This window comes from Sedimentibacter sp. MB31-C6 (assembly GCF_035934735.1).
Classification (GTDB): domain Bacteria; phylum Bacillota; class Clostridia; order Tissierellales; family Sedimentibacteraceae; genus Sedimentibacter.
In genome coordinates this window covers 615,571-628,048 of the sequence record NZ_CP142396.1, presented here as the reverse complement: position 1 = coordinate 628,048, position 12,478 = coordinate 615,571, and the positions used below count along the sequence as shown (strand labels likewise).

Genomic DNA, 12,478 nt, shown 5'->3' with positions numbered 1-12,478 from the left:
CAAGAATAAAATAGAAAATTGCATAAAATCGATTAAACGAGGTATTTCGAAATTGCAAGCATGGAATAAATAATTGCAAAAATCCTCAATAAATATAAAATAAATAGCGAATAATTAAATAAAAATGAAATTTAATCTTGACTTAGACTCAAAACGATATTATAATATGCCTTATGAAATTAAAAATAATAAATACAAAATGCAACTAATAAAAAATAACTTTCATATAGTTGCATGTAGGGAGGTCAAGATGAAATATAATTCAATAGATGTAATTAAACCAAAACTTTATAAAGATATTTTTTCGTATGAAGAAATTCCTATAATTAAATTTAACAATATTCAGCTTCCTATAAATACTCCTGAAAATATATGGATAACCGATACAACTTTCAGAGATGGACAACAATCTATGACAAGCATGAATACTGAACAGATGGTAAAATTGTTTGATTTTCTTCATGAATTAGATAATGATTCAGGAATAATTAAGCAGACGGAATTTTTTCTTTATTCGCAAAAAGATAGAAAAGCCGTTGAAGAATGCATGAAAAAGGACTATAAATTTCCTGAGATTACATCTTGGATTAGAGCTAACAAGGAAGATTTTAACTTGGTTAAATCAATGGGAATAAAAGAAACAGGGATATTGATGTCTTGTTCAGATTATCATATATTTAGCAAATTAAATAAAACAAGATCAGAAGCAATGAAAATGTATTTAGATATTGTATATGTTGCATTGGAAAATGGAATTATTCCAAGATGTCATTTTGAAGATATTACAAGAGCTGATTTTTACGGTTTTGTAGTACCATTGGCTAAAAATCTAATGGAATTGAGTATGGAGAGTAAAATAAATGTAAAAATTAGAGCCTGCGATACATTGGGTGTGGGAGTGTCTCATATTGGCGTTGAACTGCCCAGATCTGTTCCTGCAATTATTCATGGACTTAAGTATTATGCACAAGTTCCTTCAGAGTTTATAGAATGGCATGGTCATAATGATTATTATGCTTCAGTAACTAATTCAACAACTTCATGGTTGTATGGAGGTTCATCTGTAAACACAACATTATTTGGAATAGGAGAAAGAGTTGGAAACACACCTCTTGAAGCAATGATTATAGAGTATGCTCAAATTAAAGGTAATGTGAAGTCAATGAATTTAAAAGTAATAAATGAAATAGAAAAATATTTTGAAAAAGAACTTAAATATGAAATTCCCCCAAAAACACCCTATATAGGCAGCGAGTTTAATGTAACAAAAGCAGGAATTCATGCGGACGGTCTTTTGAAGAATGAGGAAATATATAATAGCTTTGACACAAGAAAGATACTTAATAAACCACCATTGGTTGCTATTAACTTATATTCAGGAATTTCAAGCATTGCTTATTGGATTAACAGTTATTTTGAATTAAAAGACGATAAGAAAATACATAAAAATGATGAACGGTTATTATCCATAAAAAATAAAATAGATGAAGAATATGAAAATGGAAGAACAACTAATATATCAAGCGAAGAAATGAAAAAATTGGCAAATTTATTTATTTTTAGTTTTAGCAACACAGAACAGGCAATATAGGAGGCAACATGGCATTAACGTTATCTGAAAAAATTATTAAAAAACATTTAGTTACAGGTGAAATGATTTCTGGACAGGAAATTGGAATAAAAATTGACCAAACACTAACCCAAGACTCTACAGGAACAATGGCTTACCTACAGTTTGAAACTATGGGAATTGATAAGGTGAGGACGAAACTATCAGTAGCATATATAGACCATAACATGCTTCAGTCAGGACCTGAAAATGCTGATGATCACCTTTATATTCAAACAGTTGCAAAAAAACACGGAATTCACTTTTCCAAACCTGGAAATGGCATATGCCATCAGGTTCATTTAGAAAGGTTTTCGGTTCCAGGAGATACACTTCTTGGCTCTGACAGTCATACTCCAACTTGCGGAGGGATGGGTATGCTTGCATTCGGTGCAGGTGGTCTTGATGTTGCAGCAGCTATGGCAGGAGGAGAATACAATATTGTAATGCCACAAATCGTAAATGTTGAATTAAAGGGTAAACTCAATAAATTTTCAACTGCGAAAGATATAATACTAGAAGTGTTGAAATATTTTACAGTTAAAGGTGGAGTGAATAAAATATTTGAATATACAGGCGAAGGTGTAAAAACCTTATCTGTTCCCGAAAGAGGAACAATTACAAATATGGGTGCTGAATTAGGGGCAACAACTTCTATTTTTCCTTCTGATGAAAGAACTTTGGAGTTTTTAAAAGCTCAGGGAAGAGAAAAGGAATTTACAGAGTTGAAAGCAGATGAAGAAGCTGTTTATTCGGAAAAAATAACTATTGACTTAAATATGCTTAGTCAAAATATAGCTCTTCCTCATTCACCGGATGCAGTTGTACCTGTAAGTAAGGTACGCGGCAAAAAGGTTACTCAAGTTGCCATTGGAAGCTGCACAAATTCTTCATATATGGATTTGATGAAGGTTGCTAATATACTTGACGGTCATACTGTTCATGAAGATGTATCATTGGTAGTATCGCCAGGTTCAAAGCAAGTTCTTGCGATGATTGCACAAAACGGAGCATTGGCTAAAATAATATCTGCAGGTGCCCGTATTCTTGAAAGTGGTTGCGGTCCATGTATTGGAATGGGACAAGCTCCAAGTAGTAATGGTGTATCTCTTAGAACATTTAATAGAAATTTTAAAGGTAGGTGCGGAACTCAATCAGCAGATGTATATTTAGTAAGTCCTGAAGTTGCTGCAATTTCTGCAATAAAAGGTTATATAGCAGGTAGTGAAGATTTCGATGATGAAGTTGATTTAAATATAGAAATACCGGAAAAATTCCTTATAAAGGACAACTTAATAGTGAGCCCTTCAGATAATAGCAAAAATATTGAAATTATTAGAGGACCTAATATAAAGCCGTTTCCAAAGAACAAAACTATGAAAAATACCATAAAGGGAAAAGTATTAATAAAGGTTGGAGAAGATGTTACAACAGATACAATAATGCCTTCCAATGCAAAACTTCTTCCTTATAGATCAAATATTCCATATTTATCAGAATTTTGTTTTTCACAAATAGATGAGAACTTTTCTAAAAGAGCAAAAGAAAATAATGGCGGAATAATAGTTTCAGGTAAAAATTATGGACAAGGCTCCAGCAGAGAGCATGCTGCATTAGCTCCATTATACTTGGGAATAAAAGCAGTAATGGCTAAATCCTTTGCAAGAATTCATAAAAGCAATTTAGTCAATAACGGCATACTTCCTTTAACTTTTGTAAATGAAGAGGACTACGAAATCATTGATATGATGGATGAAATAATTATCGACAATATTTTAGAACAGGTAGAAAACAATATAGTTAAGGTTAAAAATAAAACAAAAAATAAAACTTTTGAAATGGGACTTACATTGTCAAAAAGGCAAACTGATATAATTAAATCAGGTGGACTTTTAAATTTTATGAAAAAGAGCAGAGGGTAAAATGAAAAGAAAAATTACATTGATTCCTGGAGACGGGATAGGTTTGGAGATAATGCATGCGGCAAGAGAAATTATAGATGCTGCAACAGATAATATCGAATGGGAAGAAGTAATAGCAGGTAACATCGCATATGAAAAGTGCGGAGTTCTTTTGCCAGAAGAAACTATAAACAGCATAAAAACAAATAAAGTGGTTTTAAAAGGACCTATAACAACACCTGTTGGTAAAGGTTTTAGAAGTATAAATGTAGAGTTAAGACAAAAATTTAATTTATATGCCAATGTAAGACCTGTAAAATCATATGAAGGTATCGAGTCCCTTCATAAAAATTTAGATTTGGTTATAGTTAGAGAAAATACAGAAGATCTATACAGAGGAATTGAACATATGGTAAATAAAGATGCTGCCGAAAGCATTAAGGTTATCACAAGAAAAGCAAGCGAAAGGATAGCTGATTTTGCATTTAAATTAGCTCAAAAGGAAAACAGAAATAAAGTCACATTAACTCACAAAGCAAACATAATGAAATTAACCGATGGATTATTTTTAGAATCCGGCAGAAATGTAGCGTTAAAATATCTCGATATTGAATTTGAAGATGTTATTGTTGATGCAATGTCTATGAAGTTAGTAATGAATCCACATGATTATCAGGTTATAGTAGCTCCTAATTTATACGGTGACATACTTTCTGATATGTTAGCAGGTTTAATTGGAGGTCTTGGTATGACTCCAAGCGCTAATATAGGAGATGAAATGGCAATATTTGAACCTGTACACGGTTCAGCACCTGATATAGCAGGTAAAAATATTGCCAACCCAACATCTGCAATTTTATCAGGCATCTTGTTATTAAGGTATATAAATGAAAATGAAGCTGCGTTAAAAATCGAAAATGCATTGAGAAATGTCTTAAAAAACAAAAAAATGCATACAAGAGATATTGGAGGAGATTTAACAACAATAGAATTTAAAAAAGAAATACTCACCAACATGTAGGGGACGCATGCAATTCGTACCGCGGTATGCATAAAATGCATACCCTACAATTTCCTTACTGTAGGAGTACATTTGCATGCGTCCCGTAAATATTAATCAAATAAATGTTATAAATTGACAAATATCAATTGTGGTGATATAATTACCATGATGGAAAAATTTCTATCATTGACTAAATAGCAGTTAATATAAACTGAACATTTTATATTAACTGCTATTTAGGAAAACGTTACGAAAAATATAGTTGAGGTAAAAAAATGTTTAAAAATATAGAAAGAAAATACATAATGAATATCTTTATGACTTTTACTGATTTTTTATCAGAAATATATGGAGAGAATTGTGAAATAGTTCTTCACGAAATAACAGAAGAAGGGTCATCTATTATTGCTATAAAAAATGGACACATTAGTAATCGCGCAATTGGGATTGAAAAAGATGATGTTTTAAAAAAACAAATTGAAATTTCTAAAGGTAATAGCTATTCCGCAAATAGATTTCATAAAACAATAGAAGGTGGCGACATGAAATCTAATAGTTTTTTTATAAAAGATTCTTCAGGTGAATTAATTGGAATATTATGTGTCAATATAGACCTATCCTCCATAATAACGCTTAACAAAATTACTGAAAAATTTCTTTCAGAGTTTATGAATAACACTTTGAATAACAATCATAAAGTCAATGAGGAAGAAGAAACTATAGAGGAATATACATATCGTATTATGAAAAAAATTGTTAATCAATCAGATGTTCCAGTAGACAGGATGAATATGGAAGAAAAAATAGAGATTCTGAGATTATTAAAAGAAAAGGGAGTTTTTAGAATAAAAGGTGTGGTGAGAGAAGTAGCTAAACAACTCGATGTTTCAGAAACAAGTATATATCGATATTTACGTGAAATAGAATGATGAGGAGGTGATTACTTGCCTTGTATTGTAATAAAAACAAAAAAAACGAATACCACTGTAAATTTAAAATTATTAAGTGAAGATTTATCGAAATCCACTGGAATTGATATTAACCGAATTTCTATTATGGTGGATTATTATGAGGATAAAGATTTTTTAAAATTAGATAATAATTTAATTATTTTTGTACATATTTCCGAGGATAATCAAAAAGATCAGATTGATCTTATATGTAGAAAAATATCCTCTTTATCTGAAAGTTATTTTAATAAAAAACAAAATAGTTCTGCAGTAATTTGCACACCAATGCAAAGTGGATATTTTTATTTAAACGGTACTATAAAATGAAGGGAGAAAGTAAAATGAGTAAAGCGAGTAAAATTTTATTACTTCATGGTGCATGGCATAATGGAAGCTGTTGGATGGAGGTTCAACAATTATTAAAGGAAAAAGGTTATGAATCAGAAGCATTAACATTACCTGGGAATAAAGCAAACGACAATAAAAACGTTTCATATGAAGATTATGTAAATTATGTTTCTGAAGCAATCAACAAACAAGAAAAACCTGTTATTGTTGTAGGACACTCTAGTGCAGGACACATTTTACAGATGGCTATTCCAAAGGTAAAAGAAAAAGTTGAAAAAATTATATTTAATAATGCATGGTTACTTCCTCATGGAAAGTCTCAATTTGATTTTGTTCCTGATGAAGTAAAAGAAGGTATGAGGATGATGGCAAAAGAAAGTGGAGATGGTGCTATTCCTATTGATATTACATTTGTAAAGGGAATGTTAGCTACAGAAGCTTCTGAAGAACGTATAGAAGCATTGATGGACAAGCTTGTTACTCAACCACTAGTAATAATGGAAACAAAAATAAATGCAAATGATTTTAGTCAATTAAATATACCTCAAGTATTATTGTATTGTACTAAAGACAAATCTGTTGAGCCAGGTGCCTTTTTAAATATGTTTAAAGCACAAGGCAAAAATGCTGTTGTGGAGATAGAATGTGACCATGAAGGTTTATTTACAAATCCAAAAGTATATACAGAAGGACTAATACAATGTATTGAGATTTAATTAGGTTCATGTATAACTAAGGCGGTTAAGCTAAAAATTGCTTAACCGCCTTCTTGTAATTAAAAAAGAATAAGTATCTATAACGAAAAATATTATAAGTTGACAATATGTATATACGAGTATATACTATACTAAAGAGATTACTAATTTAAAAAGAGGTGGTTTAAATGAAAACTAATTTATCTAAGTGGGGAAATAGTGCGGCTATTCGTATACCAAAGACCATATTAGAAGAATTAAATATAGATAGTAATAATTTTGAAAAGATAAGTTTTAGTATGGATATAGAAGGTGATAAGTTGATATTAAAAAAGAAACAAGAAAAAACTAAATTCGAACTTTTAGCAGAACAGTCTAATGGAGAAAAATTAAATCCAAAAGTAGATATAGACTGGGGTAATCCCACTGGAAAAGAAGAGTGGTAATAATTATGACTAAATTAGATAAGAACAATTATAATAATTTGAGATTTGGCGACATAATAAAAATTAATTTTTCCTCATCTAAAGGACACGAACAGAAAGGCTATAGACCTGGAGTTGTAATATCAGATCCAATTACTCAAAAAGAATTGAATGGTATAGTAACAGTAGTACCAATAACAAATTCAATTAGTACGTTTTTCACAAGGGTAAATTTAGATAAATACAATATCCAAACTAAAGGTGACATACTAATGGATCAAGTTAAAGTTTTGAATTTGAGTGATAGACAGTATGAATTTATAGAAAAAGCACCAGAAGAGGCTTTAAACAGGTGTAATATAATTTTTAATGCTATTTATGAAAAATTATTAAATTCTTAAACCAAATAAATTGTTTTCAACTCACACATTGAACCCAATCAGTTCTGTAATGTACATTAAGTGTGAAGAAAACTTGCAGTTGAGGTTTATCTGCAAGTTTTTTAATTATCTACAATTCCTCAACATTATTTCTGAATGCTTCCATCATCTCACTGGTTAGGCTTATATTCAGTTTCGCAGGAGGTATGTCCTCTCTGTTAAGCCAAATCCCCATTGATAGCTCTTCTTCTTGAAGAGTGATAGTATCATCCCCATCAAGCTCAGCATAAAATCCGGCAAGTAGTGTATCAGTAAATGGCCATGGTTGGCTTTTATAAAATTTTAAATTTTTTTACATCCAGTCCAACTTCCTCTTTAACTTCCCTTATTACTGTTTGCTCTAAACTTTCACCAATTTCAGCAAAACCGGCTATAAGAGCATAATTAGTATAAGCTCGTCCTGCATACTTGGTTAAAAGCAAGCGGTCACCATTATGTACAGCAACTATTACACATGGAGATATAGTAGGATAAACTTGGAATCCACAAGATTCACAATAAAGCATTCTTTCTTTCTCTGAACGTTTCATTTCTTTACCACATTTACTGCAGAAACGATGATTTTCATACCAACGGTTTAGCTGCCATCCTACAACTCCTGCAAATGAACGCCAGTATTTAATTTCACTCCTGAATCTGTTTGTACTTATATAGCCCCAGCCTTTCACTGTATCAAGACCTTTTTTCTCTACTAAATAGTAGTTAATATCATCAATAGTGAAAAGAAACTGCGAATTATCAATGAGATGTGGATATTCATTTTTAAAATCAGAAAAAGAAGGATACCAGAGTTTATCCTTATCCTCTCTGACAAGCACAGTATCTCCATCATATGAAAGAAACAAATCTTTTGATTCAGCTTTTTTGTTTTCAAAATTATTATTAAATATTCTTGGTTCTATATCATGAATCATTACGCACCTCTTTAAATTTATAATTTATGTGCAATTATATCATAATATTTACTCTGTTGAAATGATTTATAATTATATACATTCTTTTAACCAATGTAAAACTGTGGTATAATGAAAACGCTAAATTAATTTAAAATAGGAGTGTACAATGACTAGTAGTAATATTAAAATTGCAATACTTGGATTCGGCAACGTAGGAAAATCATTTGCTAAGTTGCTGATTGAAAAACAAGAAGAAATATATAATAAATTTAAATTAAATGTTAATGTTGTAGCTATTTCAACTAGGTCAAAAGGATGTCTGGTTAATGAAAATGGTATCGATTTAAAAGAAACGTTAAATGATGTAGAGAAATTCAATCATTTCGATGAAAGCAGAAATGATTATAAAGAAATTAGCTCAATAGAGATTGCTGGAAATATAGACTACGATATTCTTTTTGAATTAACTCCTCTTCAAATATTTTCAGGTCAACCGGCAATCAATCATATAAAAGCAGCACTTAATAGAAAAAGACATGCAGTAAGTGCAAACAAGGGACCAATCGCTTGGGCTTATGAATCATTGCGTGATTTAGCAGAGAAAAACAAAGTGCTATTTTACTATGAAACAACTGTAATGGATGGCACACCAATATTCAATCTTGTAGATGAAACATTAAAGTTCTGTAAAGTAACAGAAGTAAAAGGAATATTAAATTCCACTACGAATTTTGTTTTAGAAGAAATTGCAAAGGGAAAGCCTTATAATGAAGTTATAAAAGAAGGAAAGCAAAGAGGTTTCGTAGAAGAAGACCCTTCTATGGATATAGAAGGATGGGATGCAGCAGCTAAAACAACTGCTCTATTAAATGTCCTCATGAAAGCAAATATCACTCCTAATGACGTTGACAGAAAAGGAGTAGGAGACATAACATAAGAACAAATCAAAGAAGCAGAAAACCGAGGAAATGTTATTAAGCTTATTTGCTATGGAGGAATTGAAAACGGTAAAGTAGTTGCAAGAGTAAGACCAGAAGAAGTAAGTAAAAACTCTCTTCTTGCAAGTATAACCGGTACAACATCCATAGTAAGCATAACAACAGACCTGATGGGAACAGTTTCCATAGTAGAACACGAACCCGAAATAGAACAAACAGCTTATGGAGTATTCAGTGATTTGATTAGAGTTTTGAGCAATTTGAGCTGATATAAATACGGTGGGGAAGTAATGAGCTAATTGATTGATGAAAAAAGGCGAATCCTATGAATTCGCCTTTTTACTATATTTAAGAAATCTTTGAAAGCTCAACAGCAATTTTTGCTCCAAGCTTTGCATTATTATACACAAGCTGTATATTAGATTCAAGGCTGTCTCCACCAGTAATTTCCTTAACCTTAGCTAATAGAAACGGTGTAGATTCCTTTCCTTTTATACCCTTTTCATCTGCTTCTTTAAGTGCCTTTTCTATGGCTTCGGTAATAGTGTTATAATTCATTTGATATTGTTCTTCGATAGGATTTGCAATAACCATGCCTCCTTTAAGCCCTAAATCCCATTTAGCTTTTAATGCGCTTGCGATATCTTGAGGAGTATCAACCTTATAATCAACTTTAAAACCGCTTTTTCTGGTATAAAAAGCTGGCATTTCTTCAGTTTGATACCCAATGACAGGTACTCCGTGAGTTTCAAGATATTCAAGAGTTAAACCAATGTCCAAAATAGATTTTGCACCTGCACATATAACGGCAACATTTGTGTTAGCAAGCTCTTCTAGGTCTGCAGATATGTCAAAAGTTTCGGTAGCGCCTCTATGAACACCACCAATACCACCTGTTGCAAATACTTTAATTCCTGCAAGAGCTGAAATTATCATAGTAGAAGCCACTGTTGTAGCTCCATCTAACTTTCTAGAAATAATAAAAGGAATATCTCTTCTAGATGTTTTAATAACATTTTCAGTTTTACCTAAGTATTCAATTTCTTCTTTAGTCAATCCAACCTTAAGTTTTCCATTTAGAATTGCAATAGTTGCTGGGATTGCATTGTTATCTCTTATAATTTTTTCAACAATAAGTGCTGTTTCTACATTTCGTGGATAAGGCATGCCGTGTGAAATTATTGTTGATTCTAATGCAACAACAGGTTTGCCGTTTTCAATTGCATCTTTAACTTCAGGGTTTATTTCTAAATATTTTTCTAACATATTTTTAACTCCTTCATTGTTAAGTTAATATTTTCTATAGACATGTTTGGGTTTATAGTATTTTCATGTGATAGTGCTACTATGGATGCAGCTATGGCTATTTTTGCACTTTTATTAATGTCAATATTGTTTACATAACAATAAACTAATGCTGCCATGAACGCATCTCCTGCTCCAGTTGCATTAATAGGTTTTACATTTTTTGCTTTAATTTTGTTCATTGTAGTATTATCACAATAAAATACACCTTCCTTGCCAAGAGTTATAAATACCTTTTTAACTCCTTTATTCATTAAATATTCACAATTTCTTTTTAAGTCATCTTCATTTTTAATTTCTATGCCTGTAATGGCTTCAATTTCAATTTTATTAGATTTAAGTGTGTGAATATTGCCTACAATATGTCTTGCTTTTTTTGCCTTTGCTGTTGAAACAGTATCAAGAAAAAAATCAGTGTTCCTATGATTGCTTAGTAGGTATTCAATTACATCTATAGGAATATTTGTATCTAAAATACAAAGCTTCGAGTGTTCAAATACATGTTTTTTTTCTTTAATAAAATTGACAGTCATTCTTTCGTAAATATCCATACTGGATATGGCTACAGACATGTCATGGGTTTCATCTAAAACAGCAAGATAAATTGAAGTGTTTTCGCCTTTTAATATTAGGCAGTCTTTAGTATCTAATCCTATAAGAGCTGACTCTTCAAGGAGTTTTGTCCCATAAATATCATCCCCCAATACACTAATTAGTTTAGTTTCTATGCCAAGTCTTATAAGATTTTCACCAATATTTCTACCTACTCCACCAAGGGACATTTTGACTGTTCCAATATTAGAATCACCGGGAATTAATCGGTTTTTCGGAAAACCATGTATATCCATATTAACTCCGCCAACTACAGTCACATAGGGTTTGTCCTGAACTATGTAACCCTTGCCTAATATTTTACCTTTTTTTACTAGATTTGTTATATGGACTGCTGTAGATGATCTTGTTATTCCAAGAATTTCTCCTAATTCACTTTGAGAAATCATAGGATTTTTTTTTATTAAATCAAATATTTCCTGTTCTCTGTTGGTCATAGATTCCTCCTAATGAGCACTTGTTTAAATTATAAGCTATAGTTTATAAAATTGTAACATAGAATGGGTTGGTTTGCAAGTACCAAGTACTTTAGTTATTTTTATTATATCGAAAACTTGAAAAATTCATACTTCATTTGCTTTTGATTGGCAAATTATTAAAAATTATTAAAAACAAAACATTTATATGGTATATTTTGTAATATTATGTTATAATTAGTGTTAATGTATAAACAAAGTCATAATTTTATATTTCAATTCATAAAAAGAAAGATTTACATATAACTAGAGAGACATAATTAAAGACAGAGGTGTGGGGAATGTCACTTAATAATGGTTTCTACGAGTCAGTAATTAACAAACTTATAGATGATGAAATTCAAAAGCTACAGTCTAAAAATACTTACATAGATAAAAGAGATATAGACAAAGAAGAAGGAAGCTCAATTCTTTCTAAATACATGTCTACAGTCATTAACAAATCTTTAAATAGAATTTCCGGTAAAGACAAATTAAACAAACAAATTGAAATATGTAACAAGATAATAGAATTTCTAATTGACGAACAGCAATTAGAAGATTTTGGTGAGTTTATAATTGAACTAACCCACTCCATTTAATAAATGATACTATCATTTCAGAATACACTTCAAAAGATATGATTCGTAAATTCAATGCTACTCTTGAGTCTTATTGGCATGACTCAGAGTTTTATCTGTTCAATAAAGACGATACAAATGATTGTCAAAATTTAATTACAATATTAAAACAAAATAAATATGGCAGTAACAGGAACAGAAAAAACTGTTGTTTCAGTCCTTGATTATAAAAGATTTGAAACAATCCAATTAAAGATTTTAATAGAAAATAATCTAGAAAGGAAAGTATAATGAATTTTCCTATATATTCATTATACAAG

Annotated in this window: 12 protein-coding genes and 1 pseudogene; 10 read left to right on the top strand and 3 right to left on the bottom strand. The window is 30.8% G+C overall.

The window, feature by feature from the left end:
* Positions 1-250 precede the first annotated feature (250 nt).
* The 8 genes from U8307_RS03135 to U8307_RS03100 all read left to right on the top strand — a co-directional run bounded on the left by U8307_RS03135 (position 251) and on the right by U8307_RS03100 (position 7,332).
* Positions 251-1,591 (top strand): 2-isopropylmalate synthase, encoded by a 1,341-nt coding sequence (locus U8307_RS03135; protein ID WP_326910154.1) that lies wholly within the window; start codon positions 251-253, stop codon positions 1,589-1,591.
* Between the two features lie 8 nt (positions 1,592-1,599).
* The gene (locus U8307_RS03130; protein ID WP_326910153.1) at positions 1,600-3,531 is read left to right on the top strand and encodes an aconitate hydratase; all 1,932 of its coding nucleotides are present in this window, start codon (positions 1,600-1,602) and stop codon (positions 3,529-3,531) included.
* Between the two features lies 1 nt (position 3,532).
* Positions 3,533-4,531 carry an isocitrate/isopropylmalate dehydrogenase family protein gene (locus U8307_RS03125; protein WP_326910152.1) on the top strand — a complete coding sequence of 333 codons (999 nt, stop codon included), beginning with the start codon at positions 3,533-3,535 and terminating at the stop codon, positions 4,529-4,531.
* A 257-nt stretch (positions 4,532-4,788) separates the two neighbouring features.
* Positions 4,789-5,442, top strand: a complete 654-nt coding sequence (locus U8307_RS03120) for a helix-turn-helix transcriptional regulator (RefSeq protein WP_326910150.1) — start codon at positions 4,789-4,791, stop codon at positions 5,440-5,442.
* A gap of 15 nt (positions 5,443-5,457) precedes the next feature.
* Entirely contained in the window at positions 5,458-5,790 is a 333-nt protein-coding gene (locus tag U8307_RS03115; RefSeq protein WP_326910148.1) for a hypothetical protein, read from the top strand.
* A gap of 14 nt (positions 5,791-5,804) precedes the next feature.
* Positions 5,805-6,527, top strand: a complete 723-nt coding sequence (locus U8307_RS03110; RefSeq protein WP_326910146.1) for an alpha/beta fold hydrolase — start codon at positions 5,805-5,807, stop codon at positions 6,525-6,527.
* A 167-nt stretch (positions 6,528-6,694) separates the two neighbouring features.
* Positions 6,695-6,952 (top strand): AbrB/MazE/SpoVT family DNA-binding domain-containing protein, encoded by a 258-nt coding sequence (locus U8307_RS03105; RefSeq protein ID WP_326910143.1) that lies wholly within the window; start codon positions 6,695-6,697, stop codon positions 6,950-6,952.
* A 5-nt stretch (positions 6,953-6,957) separates the two neighbouring features.
* Positions 6,958-7,332, top strand: coding sequence for a type II toxin-antitoxin system PemK/MazF family toxin (locus U8307_RS03100; RefSeq protein ID WP_326910141.1), 375 nt, complete (start codon positions 6,958-6,960; stop codon positions 7,330-7,332).
* A 311-nt stretch (positions 7,333-7,643) separates the two neighbouring features.
* Here the strand turns inward: U8307_RS03100 and U8307_RS03095 are convergent, their stop codons facing one another.
* Positions 7,644-8,285, bottom strand: coding sequence for an NAD(+) diphosphatase (locus tag U8307_RS03095; RefSeq protein ID WP_326910140.1), 642 nt, complete (start codon positions 8,283-8,285; stop codon positions 7,644-7,646).
* Positions 8,286-8,433: 148 nt separating this feature from the next.
* Between U8307_RS03095 and U8307_RS03090 the strand changes: the two are divergent.
* A pseudogene (locus tag U8307_RS03090) lies at positions 8,434-9,474 on the top strand (homoserine dehydrogenase).
* A 79-nt stretch (positions 9,475-9,553) separates the two neighbouring features.
* Here the strand turns inward: U8307_RS03090 and U8307_RS03085 are convergent.
* Positions 9,554-10,471: a pseudouridine-5'-phosphate glycosidase gene (locus tag U8307_RS03085; protein ID WP_326910138.1), complete on the bottom strand. Its 918-nt coding sequence runs from the start codon at positions 10,469-10,471 to the stop codon at positions 9,554-9,556.
* Positions 10,465-11,559, bottom strand: a complete 1,095-nt coding sequence (locus U8307_RS03080; RefSeq protein WP_326910136.1) for a PfkB family carbohydrate kinase — start codon at positions 11,557-11,559, stop codon at positions 10,465-10,467. Before U8307_RS03080 ends, U8307_RS03085 begins: the two co-directional genes overlap by 7 nt.
* 320 nt (positions 11,560-11,879) lie before the next feature.
* On the opposite strand from U8307_RS03080, the gene U8307_RS03075 reads away from it, so the two are divergent.
* The gene (locus tag U8307_RS03075) at positions 11,880-12,179 is read left to right on the top strand and encodes a hypothetical protein (RefSeq protein WP_326910135.1); all 300 of its coding nucleotides are present in this window, start codon (positions 11,880-11,882) and stop codon (positions 12,177-12,179) included.
* Positions 12,180-12,478: the final 299 nt, after the last annotated feature.